Source organism: Micropruina sp., from assembly GCF_047606365.1.
In the GTDB taxonomy this organism is placed as follows: Bacteria; Actinomycetota; Actinomycetes; order Propionibacteriales; family Propionibacteriaceae; genus Micropruina.
Genome location: NZ_JASGEN010000026.1, coordinates 1 through 14,962, shown reverse-complemented (window position 1 = coordinate 14,962; position 14,962 = coordinate 1). Strand labels below are relative to the sequence as shown.

Sequence of the window (14,962 nt, the reverse complement as noted above, 5' to 3'; positions counted from 1 at the left end):
GCGGACGATCCGTCCGCACCACGCCGGGCTGAGACGAGGTGGTCACAGTGGTGTCAGGACTCCATGGCGGTGAGGAACGAACGGGTGCGATCGTGCTCGGGGTTGGTGAGGATCTTCTCGGCGGCACCGGCCTCGACGACGCGGCCGTCCACCATGAAGATGATGTAGTCCGCGATGTCGTGCACCAGTGGGATGTCGTGCGTGGCCATCAACATGGTGGCCTTGTTCTCGGCCATTCCCTTGATGACGTTGGCGACCTCCACCCGGAGTTCGGGGTCGAGGGCGCTGGTCGGCTCGTCGAGCAGAATCATGGTGGGATTCATCGCCATCACGCGGGCGATCGCCACACGCTGCTGCTGCCCGCCCGAGAGTTGAGCCGGGAAACGGTCCTCGCGCCCTACCAGGCCGACCCTCTTGAGGGCGTCCATGGCGGTTGCGTGAGCCTCGGCCTTGGGCCGTCCGAGCACCTCGATCTGTCCGTACATGACGTTGGCGACCGCGGTCATGTGCCGGAACAGGTTGAAGTTCTGGAAAACCATGCCGATCCGGGCCCGCTGTGCCGCGGCCTCCTTGTCGGGCAACGGCTCCAGGTATTCGCCCACCTTGCGGTAGCCGATCAGTTCCTCGTCGACCTCGATCGTGCCGGAGTCGATCGGCTGCAGGTTGTTGACGCAGCGCAGGAAGGTGGACTTGCCGGCACCGGACGGCCCGATCAGAGCCACCACCTCACCGGAATGCACCCTGACCGACACATCGTGCAGCACCTTGACGTCCCCGAACGACTTGTAGACGTGCAGGGCTTCCATTTTCAGTTTGGGTTCAGTCATGGCCCTACCTCGCGGGGAATCGGCGTTCGAGGAACTGCTGGAGGAACGTGATGAGCGCCGTCAGCACGAGGTACCAGAACGCCGCGACCAGCAGCAGTTCCAGGTACTTGAAGTTGGAGTAGTAGATGCGGCTCACGGTGAGCAGAAGCTCCATGTACCCGATGGTGTAGGCCAGGGAGGTGTTCTTGATCATCATGATGTCCTGGTTGCCGGCCGACGGAAGGATGATCCGGAAGGCCTGCACAAGAACGATCTGGGTGGTGATCTTCCTGCGCGGCAGGCCCAGAGCCGTGGCGGCGTCCCGCTGGCCCTGGTCGACACCGAGGATGCCCGAACGGACGACCTCGGCCATGTAGCCGGTCTCTGCCAGCGAGAGTGCGAACAGACCCGCGACGAACGGCGTGAAGAAGATGCTCGCCGGCTGGTCGACCCACACCACGTCGGTGAACGGGATGCCGATCCGCACCTGTCCGATCATTCGAGGGATGGCGTAGAACCAGATCAGCAACTGGACCAGCATCGGTGTGCCACGGAAGAAGAACACGTAGGCCGCAGCCACACCGGAGAGCACCCGGTTGTTCGAGATCCGCATCAGCGCGACCAGGGTGCCGAGCACCAGTGCGATCGCCGTCGACAACGTGGCCAGGCTGACGGTGCCCCACAGGCCGGCCCAGATCTGCGGGCCGAACAGGTAGCGGGCCACCGTCGCGAAGTCGAAGACTCCCGAGATCACGAAGCTGACGATCACCCAGCCGACGATGACGATGACCACCGCGGCCTGGATGAACTGACCCCACGGGAACTTCGCCCGTACCGGGAAGTAGACGCCCTCGGACGTCCCGGTCGCGGCCGTCATGGCCGGACCGCCCGCATCATGACGAGCCGATCACGGCTTCGCATTGAGGTCACCGTTCAACGCCGGCTTCTTCAACCCACCACGGTCGATACCCCACTTCTCGAGGATCTTGTCGTAGGTGCCGTCGGTCATCATCTCTTGCAGGGTGTTGTACACCGCGTTGCGGAGAGCGGTGTTCTCCTTGGTGAACGTGTAGTTGATCAGGTAGTCGACCAGCACGTAGTCGCCGATGGTGACGAGGTTGTTCGGGTCCTGCTTGACGATGTACTGGCTCTGCGCCACGTCAGGGGTGTAAGCGTCGATCCGCTTGGACAGCAGGCCCTGAACGCCGAGGTTGGTGTTGGTGTAGGGCTCGACCTGGATCGGGTTGCCCCCGCACTTCTCATTCTCCTTGTCGATCGCCGCCTGCAGCGTGGTGGAGCCTTCGAGCATGCCGATCTTCTTGCCACAGAAGTCCTGGGAGTTCTTGTACTTCCCCTCGTCCTCCTTGCGCAGGATGTAGGTGGCACCCGACTGGAAGTAGCCGACCATGTCGACCTGGGCGAGGCGATCCGGGTTGGGGCTCATGCCGCCCGATCCCATGTCGAACTGGTTCGACTGCAGACCGGTGATGATGGCCGAGTAGTCGACCTGCTGCCACTCGACCTTCAGGTTGAGCCGCTTGCCGATCTCATCGATGAAGTCGACGCTGAAGCCTTGGACGTTGTCCTTGCCCTCCTCGAAGAACTCACCGGGGATGTACGACTGCTGGGAGCCGACCTTGAGGACACCAGGTGTGACGGTGTGGACCTCGGTCGTCGAACCCGTGGGTGACGCGCTACTGCTACTGCTGGGGCCGACACACGCGGTCAGCATCAAAGAAGCCGACGCCACGGCAACCGCCGCGGTCAGACCGGCACGAAGGGTACGCAACATGGTGCTCTCTTTCCTTGAGGCAAATAAGCGGGTTGCTCTTTCCTGGTAGGGGCGGGTGGGGCCGATCACCGGGTGTCCGCCGAGCGACCGGGCGCCACGGCAGGTGCCGGACGGTCGAAATCGGGGCATTCGGCGGCGGCATCGAAGATGGCCTGGACCTCGTTGCGGTAATCGAGCGGGAACTCCTGCTCGACCAGGCCGTTGGGCACGCGCTCCCAGTAGAACCGCGGCGGCCGCATCGGCTGACCGGGCTGGGAAAGCACGTAGGTGAACGCGTCATAGGTCTCACCGTCATCGCCGCGGACGGTGAGGAAGATGATGTCGAAGTCATCGAAATCATCGTTGACGCGCTCGTCGTTGACCTCGAAGACGATTCCCCTCGCGGTCTTGCCGAGGGTGCCGACGTCGGCCAGGTGGCACCAGCCCCGGTCGGTGCGGTCGCCCGCGGCCCGGAACTGGATCTGATGGTTGGGCGCGGTCGCCTTGGTGACCGTGACCGCCTCCGGCAGGTACTTACGCAGCTCGGCATCGAGCAGGTAGGTGCAGTAGCCGAAGTAATACATGCGTCTCCTCCCCGCGATGCACCTTGCATCGCGTTGTATGGTGAACCGTACACTGTTTGGTATACATTGCCTAGACCTGGAACGCTCGCCACTGCCGGAGCTGCCACTCGCGACCGTTCAGTCACCCGTCCAGCACTACGGAAGGACTCCGAGATGAGCCACGAACTGTTCACCCGTCTGCACCATGTGTGCATCGTCGTCCATGACCTTGAAAAGGCCGTTTCCGCTTATCAGCGGCTCGGAGTGGGCCCCTGGTTCGACTACCCGAAGGGCACGCCGTACGTCACCTACGAGGTGCCCGACCCGGCCGGTTCGGCGGCGATGAAGTACAAGTGTTACGACTTCGAGAACTTCCAGCTGCAGCTGTGCCAGCCCGGCCCTGAGGACACCCCGCAGCGCCGCTTCCTGGACGCCAACGGCGAGGGTGTCTACCACCTTGGCTTCGAGGTTCCCGACCTGACCGCGGCCGTCGCCACCGGCGGGGAGCTCGGCCTGGACGTCATCGCGAAGGGTCAGCGGGCCGACGGCTCCGGGTTCGCCTACTTCGACACCCGTGCCGAGACCGGCGTGACGCTCGAGGTGCGGCGCACCAGCGACAGCACCACGTCCGGGTCCGCTCAGAACTGACCGGGCTCAGCGCCCCGAACCGAAAGGGAACAGCCATGGACGCCGCCACCATACCCCCGCTTCCGGTCAACGAGACCCCGCTCGACTACGCGCCGGGTTCGCCGGAACGAGCCGAACTGCTGGCCCAGATCGACCGGCTGCAAGCCGAGCAGCACCCGCTGGACGCCGTCATCGGCGGCCGGCACCGGCCGGGCGGGGGCGAAGCGATCACCGTCAGCCAGCCGCACGACCACCAGCACGTGCTGGGCACGCTGCACAACGCCACCACCGCCGACACCGCGGACGCCATCGCGGCGGCCCAGGCCGCCGCACCCGGCTGGCGCGAGCTGTCGTTCGACGACCGGGCCGCGGTGTTCCTGCGCGCCGCCGACCTGCTGGCCGGACCGTGGCGGCAACGGCTCAACGCCGCCACCCTGCTCGGGCAGGGCAAAACCGCTTATCAAGCCGAGATCGACAGTGCCTGTGAGCTGATCGACTTCTGGCGGTTCAATGTCCACTACGCCGCGCAGATCCTGGGCGAACAGCCGATCGCCAACAGCCCCGGGGTGTGGAACCGCCTGGACCACCGCCCGCTGGAGGGCTTCGTCTACGCGATCACCCCGTTCAACTTCACCGCGATCGCCGGCAACCTGCCCACGGCGCCCGCGCTGATGGGCAACACGGTGCTGTGGAAGCCGTCCCCCACCCAGCAGTTGGCGGCAAGCCTGACCATGGAACTGCTGGAGGAGGCCGGGCTGCCGGCCGGGGTGATCAACATGCTGCCCGGTGACGGGCTGGCGGTCTCCGAGGTCGCGCTCGCCGATCCCGGCCTGGCCGGCATCCACTTCACCGGTTCGACGCCCACCTTCCACCGGCTGTGGGGTGCGGTCGGCGGCAACATCGGCCGCTACCGCAGCTACCCGCGGCTGGTCGGCGAGACCGGCGGCAAGGACTTCGTGATCGCCCACCCGTCGGCCGACGACGACGTGCTGCGCACCGCGTTGATCCGGGGCGCCTTCGACTATGCCGGGCAGAAGTGTTCGGCGGCGTCGCGGGCCTACCTGCCGCGGAGCGTCTGGAACCGGATGGGCGACGACCTGGTCGACGCCACCGAGGCACTGCCGATGGGTGATCCCCGAGACTTCGGCAACTACCTCGGTGCCGTCATCGACGACCGGGCCTTCGCCAAGCAGCGGACGGCCATCGAGCGGGCCCAGGCGCAGCCGGGCCTCACGATCGCCGCCGGCGGCCGGTTCGACGATTCGGTCGGATGGTTCGTCCGTCCGACGATCGTGCTCGGCGAGGATCCGGCCGATGAGGTCTTCCGTACCGAGTACTTCGGACCGATCCTGGCCGTGCACGTCTTCGACGACGACGATTTCGACGCCGTGCTGCGCCAGGCGGAGGCGGCCTCGCCGTACGCCCTCACCGGTTCGGTGATCGGCCGGGACCGGACGGCCCTGGCCTCCGCCACTCGGTCGCTGCGGTTCGCGGCGGGCAACCTGTACCTCAACGACAAGCCCACCGGCGCGGTGGTCGGGCAGCAGCCGTTCGGCGGCGCCCGCGCGTCCGGCACCAACGACAAGGCCGGTGCGCCACAGAACCTGCTGCGCTGGACGAGCCCGCGGGTGATCAAGGAGACCTTCGTCCCGCCGGTCGACCATCGCTACCCGCATATGGACTGACCGAGTGCGGACGTCGCGCACGTCACAGCTCCGGACGGCCGGTAACCCCACGGGTTGCCGGCCGTCCGGAGTTTCTGTCGGGTCGTCGATTCGACGCCCAGGTGGCGGGACGCTCGCACCGGACCTGGCTGTCGGCACCGCTGCCACTGCGTAGGCTCCCTCTCGAGGCGGCGATCCGCGCCGCGATCAGCGAAGGGAGAGTCACCGTCATGCGCGCCTTCACTTTCGCCGGGCCGTCCGCCCCGGCCAGGCTGTCCGAGATCGCCACCCCCGAGCCGGGTCCCGGTGAGGTGCGGATCCGGGTGGGTGCGAATACGGTGTGCGGCACCGACCTGCGGATCCTGCGCGGCGAGAAGACCAAGGGCGTCGACCTGGGCGTGGTGCTGGGTCACGAGGTCGCGGGCCATGTGGACGCCGTCGGCGACGGCGTCCGGAACTTCGAGATCGGCGACCTGGTGGCGATGCCGCCGTCGCTGATCTGCGGGCTGTGCGGCCCCTGCCGGCGCGGCTACGAACACCTCTGCGAGCGGGTGCACCTGGTCGGCTACGACGTCAACGGCGGGCTGGCCGACTACATGCTGATGCCGCGGGTCGCCGTCGCCAACGGTCTGCTGATGAAGGCACCGGCCACCCTCAAGCCGGCGCAGCTCTCGTTGGCCGAACCGCTCTCCTGCTGCCTCAACGGGCTGGACAACTACCGGGTCGAGATCGGTGACACGGTGGTGATTCTGGGGGCCGGCCCGATCGGCATGATCCATCTGCAACTGGCCCGGCTCGCCGGCGCCGAGAAGGTGATCGTCTCCGAGCCGCATGCCGGACGGCGCGCCCGCGCCGCAGCGCTGGGCGCCGATGTGATCGTCGACCCGGCCAGCCAGGATCTGCTCGAGGTCGTCCGGGACGAGACCGGGGGCGCGGGTGCCGACGTCGCGGTGCTCTGCATCGGGCTGCCCGACCTGGTCAACGAATGCCTCAGCATGGTGCGCAAGCGCGGCCGGGTGAGCATCTTCGCGGGACTGGCCGGCGACGGCTGGTCGAACATCGCCGCGAACCTGATCCACTACCGGGAGCTGACCGTGGTGGGTGCCTCGAACTCGGGCCGGGAGAGCTTCGCCCGCGCCATCCGGCTGCTCTCCAGCGGCGCCATCGACACCGGTTCGCTGCTCACCCACACCTTCGGGCTGTCCCAGGCCGCTGAGGCGATCGAGTTCGTCGCCACCCGTGAGGGGCTCAAGGTGGCGGTGATTCCCGACTGAGCCTCGGTGCGACGCCGGCCGAATCACCGCCAATCCCACAGAACCTGTGGGTTACCACACGTAATTTGTCCCTTTCCGCGGTCGGACCCTCCCGGCAACGCGCCGCATCGAATACCGTTCAGGGTGGGGAGGCAGCAACGTCGCGTCCTCCCAGGAGAGCAATGTTGCTCGCAGAAAGGAGCCACCATGGCGAAGGACAAGAGGTTGGTCATCGGGATCGACTTCGGCACCGGCAGCTCGAAGGGCGTCCTCGCCCGGCTGAACGGCAAGGTGATCGCCACCTCGGAGAAGCCGCACCGCACCTCGATGCCGAAGCCCGGCCATGTCGAGCATGACGCCGACGAGGTCTGGTGGGCCGACTTCCTGGCCATCACCGCCGACCTGCTGCACAAGGCGAACGGTCCCGTCGTCGGCATCACCACCTCGGGCATCGGCCCGTGCAGCGTGTTCACCGACGGCGACGGCAAGCCGCTGCGTCCGGCCATCCTGTACGGCGTGGACACCCGTGCCTCGAAGGAGGTCGCCGAGCTGACCGACAAGCTGGGCACCGAGGCACTGATCGAGCGCTGCGGCAACGTGCTGACCTCGCAGTCGCAGGGCCCGAAGTTCCTGTGGACCGTGCGCAACGAGCCCTGGGTGTGGGAGAAGACCAAGTACTTCTTCATGGCCCAGTCCTATGTGGCGTTCAAGCTGACCGGTGCGTATGTGCTCGACCACCTGTCGGCGTCCATGTTCGACCCGATGTACTCGCCGAAGACCCAGGACTGGATCCCGGAGTGGTGCGAGATGGTGGCCCCGGGCCTGGAGCTGCCCGAGCTGAAGTACTCCAACGAGATCGCCGGCTACATCACCGCCCAGGGCGCCGCCCTGACCGGCCTGCCCGAGGGCATCCCGGTCGGTGTCGGCACCACCGACGCGTTCAGCGAAGCGCTCAGCGTCGGGGTCAAGGACCCGGGCGACGTGATGCTGATGTACGGCTCGACGATCGTCGCCAACCTGGTCGCCAGCCAGTTCATGGCGCACCCGAACCTGTGGGCGATCACCGGCCTGTACCGCAACACCTTCGCGCTGGCCGGCGGCCTGTCGGCCTCAGGTGCGTTGACCACCTGGTTGAAGGACATCAGCGGCGGCACCGAGTACGCCGTGCTGTCCGAGGAGGCCAGCGACGTCGCACCCGGCTCGAACGGACTGCTGGCGCTGCCCTACTTCGCCGGTGAGCGGACGCCGATCAGCGACCCGCGGGCCCGCGGCGTGATCGCCGGACTGACCCTGAGCACGTCGCGCGGTGAGCTGTACCGGGCGCTGCTCGAGGCCACCGCCTACGGCACCCGGCACCTGCTGGAAGCCATCAAGGAGGCCGGCGGCGAGGGCAAGCGGTTCGTCGCGGTCGGCGGCGGCACCAAGGGCGGCCTGTGGACCCAGATCATGTCGGACGTCTGCGGCATCGAGCAGGTGCTGCCGAAGCTCGCCATCGGCGCCAGCTACGGCGACGCGCTGATCTCGGCGCAGAACGTCGGCGAGGCGGACGAGTCGACCAGCTGGATGAAGGTCTCGGCCCACGTCCAGCCCGATCCGGAGAACAAGGGTCTCTACGACGACTTCTTCGGTAAGTACCTGGAGCTCTACCCGGCCACCAAGGACATCGCGCACTTCCTGGCCGATCACCAGCTCGCCGAGTAACCCCTTGTAGCAAACGACGGACGCGGCCACCTCGGTGGTCGCGTCCGTTCGTCGTTGATCGAGCTTGTCCGGTCACCGGGGTTTCGACAAGCTCAACCAGCGGTAGCCCGTTGATCGAACTTCGAGATCCCGGCGTTCGCCGGGATGACGGGGTGGGCCGAGCCGGCCGTCATCCCGGACTTGCTCCGGGATCTCGTGGTGAGTTCGGGCTACTCGTGCAGTTCGTAGATGCGGACCGAGTTGGTCTGGCCGCCGCTGCCGGACGGGTTGCCGGCGACGATGACGATCAGGTCGCCCGGCTTGACCCAGCGGGTCTCCATCAGGGCGTCCTGCACGGACTGCACCATCGACTCGGTGGAGACGAACTCGGGCGTGACATAGGACTGGACGCCCCAGCACAGGGTGAGCTCGAGTGCCGTCCGGGGCTTCGGGGTGAACGCCATGATCGGGATCTCACAACGCAGCCGGGCCAGCCGGTGCGGGGTGTCGCCCGAGACGGTGAAGGCGGCCAGGTACTTCGCACCGACCCGTTCGGCGATGTCGACCGCGGCCTTGGAGATGATGCCGGCGTGGGTGTGCGGATCCCAGTCGATGTGCCGGATGTTGATCAGGCCCTGCTCTTCGGTGTAGTTGATGATCCGGCTCATCACCTCGACGGCCTCGATCGGGTACTCGCCCATCGCGGTCTCACCGGACAGCATCACCGCGTCGGCGCCGTCCAGGATGGCGTTGGCGACGTCGGAGGTCTCGGCCCGGGTCGGCTGCGGCGCCCCGATCATCGATTCCAGCATCTGGGTGGCGACGATCACCGGCTTGGCCCACTTGCGGGCCTCTTCGATGATCCGCTTCTGCACCGACGGCACCTGCTCGGGCGGCAACTCCACACCCAGGTCACCGCGGGCCACCATCACCGCGTCGAAGGTGTCGATGATGTCGTGCAGGTTGTCGATCGCCTGCGGCTTCTCGATCTTGGCGATCACCGGAACGTGCCGGTCCTCGGCGTCCATGATCTCGCGGACCCGGTCGTAGTCGGACGCACTGCGCACGAAGGACAACGCCACCATGTCGACGCCGTGCCGCAGCGCCCAGCGCAGGTCCTGCTCGTCCTTCTCGCTCAGCGCCGGCACCGAGACCGCGACGCCGGGCAGGTTGATGCCCTTGTTGTTCGACACCCGGCCGCCGACGACCACCTCGGTGACCACGTCGGTGTCGGTCACCTCGACCGCCCGCAGATGGATCCGGCCGTCGTCGACCAGCACCTGGTCGCCGGGCTGGACGTCCATGGTGAGGGTCTTCAGCGTGGTGCCGCAGCGCTCGGCGGTGCCGAGCACGTCATCGGTGGTGATCACGAACCGCTGCCCCGCCTCGAGAATCGCGAAATCGTTCTCGAACCGGGTGAGCCGGATCTTGGGGCCCTGCAGGTCGGCGAACACGCCCACCGGGCGGCCCACCTCGTGCGAGGCGTCCCGCACCAGCTTCAGCCGCCGCATGTGCTCCAAATGATCGCCGTGAGACATGTTCAGGCGGGCTACGTTGATGCCGGCCTCCATCAGGCCGATCACCTTTTCCAGACTGTCCGTCGAGGGACCCAGTGTTGCCACGATCTTCGCTCTGCGCACGTTGTGCACCCTAGCGGACTGTCGTTAACAGCAGTGTGACGGAATCGGGCAATCGGACATCACAGCTCGCGAAGCTGCTCCAACGCCGCGGCCAGGTCATCGGGGTAGGGCGAGCTGAACCGCACCTGTTCACCGCTGCCGGGGTGTTCGAAGCCGAGTTCGACGGCGTGCAGCCACTGCCGCTCCAACCCCAGCCGGCGGGACAGCACCGGGTCGCTGCCGTACAGCGGATCGCCGACGCAGGGATGCCCGATCGCCTGGCAGTGCACCCGGATCTGGTGGGTGCGCCCAGTTTCCAGGTGCACCTCGAGCAGTGTGGCGCCGCGGAACACTTCGAGGGTGTCGTAGTGGGTGACGCTGTGCCGGCCGCCGTCGATGATCGCCATCTTCCAGTCGTGGCCGGGGTGCCGTCCGATCGGGGCGTCGATGGTGCCGACGTGCGGGTCGGGGAAGCCCTGCACCAGCGCGTGATAGACCTTGTCGACCGTGCGGTCACGGAAGGCGCGTTTGAGCAGGGTGTAGGCGCGTTCGCTCTTGGCCACCACCATCAACCCCGAGGTGCCCACGTCCAGCCGCTGCACGACGCCCTGCCGCTCGGCCGCCCCCGAGGTCGAGATCCGGAACCCGGCGGCGGCCAGATGTTCGGTCACCGACGGGCCGTCCCAGCCCAGCGACGGATGCGCGGCCACCCCGGCCGGCTTGTCGATCACCACGATGTCGGCGTCGTCGTGCACGATCCCGACGCCGGCCACCTCGCGCGGGACGACCGGCACGGCCGCCGCCGGCTCGGGCAGGGTCACCTCGAGCATCTCGCCACCGTTGACCCGGGTCGACTTGGTGACGCTGCGGCCGTCGAGTTGGACGTGGCCGTCGGCGATCAGGTCGTCGATCCGGCTGCGGGAGAGTCCGGTCATTCGGGCGGCGGCGCTGTCGACGCGCTGGCCGGCCAGGCCGTCCGGCACCAGGTGGATGCTCACGGCCGGGCCTTCGCGGACGCCGACCCGCCCCGCTCGGCCTTCTCGCCGGACAGCGTCACGCTGGTGATCAGGGTGAGCCAGATCACCGTGACCGCGGCGAAGGTGATCCAGATGTCGGCGACGTTGAAGACGGCGAACCAGGGCACCTGGAGGAAGTCGACGACATGGCCGTGGAACGCCCCGGGTTCACGGAACAGGCGGTCGAAGAGGTTGCCGGCGACGCCGGCCAGCAGCAGCCCGGTGGCCACCGCCCAGCCCGGATGCCCCACCCGGGGCACCATCCAGAACAGCAGGAAGAGCAGGGCGGCGATGGCCAGGCAGGTGAGCACCACTGTGAAGCTCTCCCCCATGCTGAACGCCGCGCCGGGGTTGCGGATCAGCCGCAGGTACAGCTGCCCGGGAATGACCTGCACGGGCGCCGTCGGGTCGAGGTTGGCCAGCACCCATTCCTTGGTCGTCCAGTCGAGGGCGAAGCCGCACAGTCCGAGCAGCACCGCCCATAGGCCGTAGCGACGAGTCTTGCCGGCTATCGCCGTTCCTCCCGCTTCTTGCAGTCCATGCACAGGGTGGCCCGTGGGAAGACCTGCAGCCGGTCCTTGCCGATCGGACGTCCGCAGGATTCGCAGCTGCCGTAGTCACCGGAGTCGAACAGCCGCAGCGCCAGCTGGGCCTGCTCGAGCATCTCGCGGGCGTTCTGCGCCAGCGACATCTCCTGGTCACGTTCGAAGTTCGTCGAGCCGACATCGGCCGCGTCGCGTCCGGCGCCCTCGCTGCCGTCGGAGAAGAGGTCCTCCAGCCCGGCCTGGGCGACCGCGATCGCCCGCTCCAGGCGGGCCACCTCGCCGGTCAGCTCCTCACGGATCTCGGTCAGCTCCTCCTGGGTCCACGGCTCTTCGCCCTCGGCGACGGGAATGGACGCCGGACCGTTGACAACGGGATCCGTCCTGCGAGCCGGTGACATGGCGAAGAACTCCTTGGGTCGTGTTCCGAGCCGAGAGAGTATCACCCGGCTCGACGCAACCGAAGGCTACGACTGCCGATGATCCGCCGCGGCACCACCGGCCGAGGACGGCACCGTCGGACACGGCCGCGGAAGCGGTACGAGAAGAACCGTCCCCACGGTCACCGGGGACGGTTCCTTCGGTCACCGGGGACGGTTCCTTTGGTCACCGGGGACGGTTCCTTTGGTCACCCGGACGGCCGGAGGGGGTCAGCCCTGTTCGTTGAGCAGGGCGTCCAGCCGCGGGGTCGCCGACCGTTCGGCGGCGGCCTGGTCGAGCAGCTCGGGCTCGTCCTCGGGCTGGGCCTTGCCGGACAGCGAATCCAGGTGCGCCTGCAGCTGGGTCGCCAGGCTCTGCCGGAACCGCTCCTCGAACGAACGCAGGTGATCGACCTTGCCGCGCAGCTCGTCACGCTCGCTCTCCAGCACCGAGAACAGCTCGGTGCGGCGCTCGGCGAGTTCGGCGTTCAGGGCCTCGGCCTTCGCCTTGGTCTCGGCCGCCAGCGCTTCGGCGGCGGCGCTGGCCTGCTGCTGGATCTCTTCGGCGCGGGCCCGGGCACCGGTCAGCGCCTCGTGCGCCTTCGCGGAGGCGTCCTCCACCGTCGAGGTGGCCTTGCTGGACGCCTCGGAGCTGATCCGCTCGGCATCGGCCTCGGCGTCGCCGACCAGCCGCTCGGCCTGCTCGGTCGCCATCTGCAGCAGCTTGGTCACCGCGGGCGCGGCATCCGCGGCGGCGGTGACCTCGATGTGCTCGATCTTCGAGGTGCGCTCGACCTGCGCCTCCTGGGCGGTGGCCAGCTCGGCGCGGACGCCGTCCAGCTCGGTCTGCAGCCCGGTGAGACGCTCGTCGCGGCCGGCCAGCTCGCCCTTGACCTGGTCGAGTTCGGCCTGCAGCCTGCCGACCAGTTCACCCTGGTCGCCCTCGGCCAGCGAGCCCTTCGCGGTCTGCAGCTCGGCCCGGACGTTCTCCAGTTCGCTGCCGCGTCCGTCGAGTTCGCCGCGCAGTCGCTCGACCTCGGCATTGGCGTCGGCCAGCTGCTGACGCAGCTCGTCGGCCTCGGCGCCACCGTCGGCGGCCGGCGCCACAGCACCGCCATCGCCCGCGGTCAGCGCCTCGACCTGCTTCTTCAGGGTCTCGTTCTCTTCGCCGAGCTGCGCCAGCGTCACCTCGACCTTGTCGACGAAGTTGTCCACGTCCACCGGCTCATAGCCGTTGCGGCGAGCCAGGTGGAAACGAGTCTGACGGACCTGCTCCAAGGTCAAGGTCATGCTTCACCTCACGAAGGAAGGATGGGAAAGAGCCTCGGTCAGGCTATCGGTGCGGACACCCGAACACAAAGGTTCCCGGGCAGCTCCGGACGCCGTTCAGACCATGAACAGCAGGACCAGCCGCTGCACGAACGAAAGCCCGAGGAAGAGCACCAGGAAGCCCAGATCCCAGCTGGTCGAGCCGATCCGCACCGGCGGGATGATCTTGCGCATCAGCCGCAGCGGCGGGTCGGTGAGGGTGTAGACGAACTCGGCGAAGACCAGCATGAAGCCGCGCGGCTGCCAGTCCCGGACGAAGAGGGGGACGAACGAGAGCACGGCCCGTGCCATCAGGATCGCCAGGTAAGCCCACAGCACATACCAGAGGATCAATCCGACTAGTTGCACGGGCACTTCCTTCGGTGATGAGCCTGGCTAGCTCTGGTTGTAGAAACCCCCGGCAAGCCGCTCCTTGTCCTCGGCGGTCACATTGATGTTGGGCGGCGAGAGCAGGAACACCTTGCTGGTGATGCGATCAATACTGCCATGCAGTCCGAAAATCAGGCCCGCGGCGAAATCGACCAGCCGCTTGGCGTCCTCACCTTCCATCTCGCCCAGGTTCATGATCACCGGGACGCCGTCGCGGAAGTTCTCACCGATGGTGCGCGCCTCGTTGTACGTGCGCGGGGTGACGGTGATGATCCGGCTCAGGTCGGCCGGGCGCTGCACCGGCGCCGTCGGCCGGCGCGATTCCAGTTCGGTGACGGTCGCCGCGGCGGGCACCGGCGCGGCCGGAACCGCCTGTTGGTGAGCGGCGGGTGCCGCCGCCTGCGGGCGTTCGCCCTCGCGCGGCACCTCCTGGGTCACGTCGTCGACGCCGTACTCGGACTGTGCGTAGTTGTTGTCCGAGACCAGCCCGAGCCAGACGGCCGCCTTCTTCAGTGTGTCAGCCATTTCCCATCCCTCGTCCGCGCGTACAAGCTGCAACCTAACCATGGTGACAGGCGGTCCAGCGGCAATCTCCCTCCGACACGCGCGGCTACGAAGGTGTGCCGCCGGTCAGCCAGATGATCCCCGCCTGCCGTCCGGACGCGGCGGCGTCGCGGCGATACGAATGCAGGCTCGGGGTCTGCAGGGTGCAGTGGGCGACGTCGGTCACCCGCACCCCCAGACCGGTCAGCACGCCGCGGGCGCCAGCCCCCAGGTCGAGGCCGGGGGTGCCGCGGTCGGTGGTGCCGCGGCTGCCCGGCACCCGCTGCTCCACCTCGGCAGCCATGGTCTCGGGCACCTCATAGCAGCGGCCGCAGATGTGCGGGCCGATCCAGGCGGTGATCTGTTTCGCCCCGGCGTCGTGCATCGCGGCGACCGTGGCCTGCAGCACACCGTCGGCCAGACCGACCCGCCCGGCGTGCGCGGCCGCGACGACGCCTTCGGCGGCGTCCGCGAACAGCACCGGCACACAGTCGGCGACGCGGACGGCCAGGCCGATACCGGGACGGGTGGTGAGCAGGGCGTCGGCGCTGCGGGTGGCCAGCACGGCCAGATCGGTGTCGGCCCCGACCACGGCGACGTCGGTGCCGTGCACCTGGCTCACCACGGCCAGCGGCACGCCCAGGTCGGCCTCCAGCCCCGCCAGGCCGGGGGCCCGTCCGGTGGCGCCGTGCGCGCCGCCCAGGCTGAGCACACCGCCGTCGGTCGCGACCGCGTCGGAAAAGGCGACCCCGACGCCGTCG

At 67.9% G+C, this 14,962-nt stretch carries 16 protein-coding genes; 4 read left to right on the top strand and 12 right to left on the bottom strand.

Annotated elements, in window-relative coordinates:
* Positions 1–53: 53 nt before the first annotated feature.
* The 4 genes from QM624_RS03905 to QM624_RS03890 form a co-directional block, all read right to left on the bottom strand.
* Positions 54–827, bottom strand: coding sequence for an amino acid ABC transporter ATP-binding protein (locus tag QM624_RS03905; protein WP_415088926.1), 774 nt, complete (start codon positions 825–827; stop codon positions 54–56).
* A 4-nt stretch (positions 828–831) separates the two neighbouring features.
* On the bottom strand, positions 832–1,683 hold the full coding sequence (locus tag QM624_RS03900) for an amino acid ABC transporter permease (RefSeq protein ID WP_415088924.1): 852 nt from the start codon (positions 1,681–1,683) through the stop codon (positions 832–834).
* A 30-nt stretch (positions 1,684–1,713) separates the two neighbouring features.
* Positions 1,714–2,598, bottom strand: coding sequence for an ABC transporter substrate-binding protein (locus tag QM624_RS03895; protein WP_415088922.1), 885 nt, complete (start codon positions 2,596–2,598; stop codon positions 1,714–1,716).
* Between the two features lie 65 nt (positions 2,599–2,663).
* Positions 2,664–3,161 carry a hypothetical protein gene (locus QM624_RS03890; RefSeq protein ID WP_415088920.1) on the bottom strand — a complete coding sequence of 166 codons (498 nt, stop codon included), beginning with the start codon at positions 3,159–3,161 and terminating at the stop codon, positions 2,664–2,666.
* 153 nt (positions 3,162–3,314) lie between these two features.
* Here QM624_RS03890 and QM624_RS03885 point away from each other — a divergent pair, with 153 nt between their 5' ends.
* The 4 genes from QM624_RS03885 (at position 3,315) to QM624_RS03870 (ending at position 8,385) form a co-directional block, all read left to right on the top strand.
* A complete protein-coding gene (locus QM624_RS03885) occupies positions 3,315–3,788 on the top strand; it encodes a VOC family protein (protein ID WP_415088918.1) in 474 nt (157 codons plus the stop codon).
* A gap of 35 nt (positions 3,789–3,823) precedes the next feature.
* Positions 3,824–5,452, top strand: a complete 1,629-nt coding sequence (gene pruA, locus QM624_RS03880; RefSeq protein WP_415088916.1) for an L-glutamate gamma-semialdehyde dehydrogenase — start codon at positions 3,824–3,826, stop codon at positions 5,450–5,452.
* Positions 5,453–5,661: 209 nt separating this feature from the next.
* The gene (locus tag QM624_RS03875) at positions 5,662–6,705 is read left to right on the top strand and encodes a zinc-binding dehydrogenase (RefSeq protein WP_415088914.1); all 1,044 of its coding nucleotides are present in this window, start codon (positions 5,662–5,664) and stop codon (positions 6,703–6,705) included.
* 186 nt (positions 6,706–6,891) lie between these two features.
* Entirely contained in the window at positions 6,892–8,385 is a 1,494-nt protein-coding gene (locus QM624_RS03870) for an FGGY-family carbohydrate kinase (protein ID WP_415088912.1), read from the top strand.
* 209 nt (positions 8,386–8,594) lie between these two features.
* Here QM624_RS03870 and pyk read toward each other — a convergent pair whose 3' ends face one another.
* From pyk to pgeF, 8 genes are all read right to left on the bottom strand, one after another.
* A complete protein-coding gene (pyk, locus tag QM624_RS03865) occupies positions 8,595–10,004 on the bottom strand; it encodes a pyruvate kinase (protein ID WP_415088910.1) in 1,410 nt (469 codons plus the stop codon).
* Between the two features lie 59 nt (positions 10,005–10,063).
* Positions 10,064–10,981: an RluA family pseudouridine synthase gene (locus QM624_RS03860; protein ID WP_415088908.1), complete on the bottom strand. Its 918-nt coding sequence runs from the start codon at positions 10,979–10,981 to the stop codon at positions 10,064–10,066.
* On the bottom strand, positions 10,978–11,535 hold the full coding sequence (lspA, locus tag QM624_RS03855) for a signal peptidase II (RefSeq protein ID WP_415088928.1): 558 nt from the start codon (positions 11,533–11,535) through the stop codon (positions 10,978–10,980). Before lspA ends, QM624_RS03860 begins: the two co-directional genes overlap by 4 nt.
* Complete coding sequence (locus tag QM624_RS03850; protein WP_415088906.1) at positions 11,508–11,942, bottom strand: TraR/DksA family transcriptional regulator; 435 nt, start codon at positions 11,940–11,942, stop codon at positions 11,508–11,510. Before QM624_RS03850 ends, lspA begins: the two co-directional genes overlap by 28 nt.
* 249 nt (positions 11,943–12,191) lie before the next feature.
* The gene (locus tag QM624_RS03845) at positions 12,192–13,250 is read right to left on the bottom strand and encodes a DivIVA domain-containing protein (protein ID WP_415088903.1); all 1,059 of its coding nucleotides are present in this window, start codon (positions 13,248–13,250) and stop codon (positions 12,192–12,194) included.
* 96 nt (positions 13,251–13,346) lie between these two features.
* Positions 13,347–13,637: a YggT family protein gene (locus QM624_RS03840; protein ID WP_298131942.1), complete on the bottom strand. Its 291-nt coding sequence runs from the start codon at positions 13,635–13,637 to the stop codon at positions 13,347–13,349.
* Between the two features lie 27 nt (positions 13,638–13,664).
* Positions 13,665–14,183: a cell division protein SepF gene (locus tag QM624_RS03835; RefSeq protein WP_415088901.1), complete on the bottom strand. Its 519-nt coding sequence runs from the start codon at positions 14,181–14,183 to the stop codon at positions 13,665–13,667.
* An 85-nt stretch (positions 14,184–14,268) separates the two neighbouring features.
* Positions 14,269–14,962 (bottom strand): peptidoglycan editing factor PgeF (gene pgeF, locus QM624_RS03830; protein WP_415088899.1); only part of this gene is annotated, 694 nt, incomplete at its 5' end.

Excerpts from the sequence above, each read along its gene's own strand:
- pruA (WP_415088916.1), top strand. The coding sequence starts at position 3,824 with ATGGACGCCGCCACCATACCCCCGCTTCCGGTCAACGAGACCCCGCTC.
- QM624_RS03885 (WP_415088918.1), top strand. The coding sequence starts at position 3,315 with ATGAGCCACGAACTGTTCACCCGTCTGCACCATGTGTGCATCGTCGTC.
- QM624_RS03905 (WP_415088926.1), bottom strand. The coding sequence starts at position 827 with ATGACTGAACCCAAACTGAAAATGGAAGCCCTGCACGTCTACAAGTCG.
- QM624_RS03895 (WP_415088922.1), bottom strand. The coding sequence starts at position 2,598 with ATGTTGCGTACCCTTCGTGCCGGTCTGACCGCGGCGGTTGCCGTGGCG.
- QM624_RS03875 (WP_415088914.1), top strand. The coding sequence starts at position 5,662 with ATGCGCGCCTTCACTTTCGCCGGGCCGTCCGCCCCGGCCAGGCTGTCC.
- QM624_RS03870 (WP_415088912.1), top strand. The coding sequence starts at position 6,892 with ATGGCGAAGGACAAGAGGTTGGTCATCGGGATCGACTTCGGCACCGGC.
- QM624_RS03890 (WP_415088920.1), bottom strand. The coding sequence starts at position 3,161 with ATGTATTACTTCGGCTACTGCACCTACCTGCTCGATGCCGAGCTGCGT.
- QM624_RS03900 (WP_415088924.1), bottom strand. The coding sequence starts at position 1,683 with ATGACGGCCGCGACCGGGACGTCCGAGGGCGTCTACTTCCCGGTACGG.
- QM624_RS03850 (WP_415088906.1), bottom strand. The coding sequence starts at position 11,942 with ATGTCACCGGCTCGCAGGACGGATCCCGTTGTCAACGGTCCGGCGTCC.
- QM624_RS03835 (WP_415088901.1), bottom strand. The coding sequence starts at position 14,183 with ATGGCTGACACACTGAAGAAGGCGGCCGTCTGGCTCGGGCTGGTCTCG.
- QM624_RS03845 (WP_415088903.1), bottom strand. The coding sequence starts at position 13,250 with ATGACCTTGACCTTGGAGCAGGTCCGTCAGACTCGTTTCCACCTGGCT.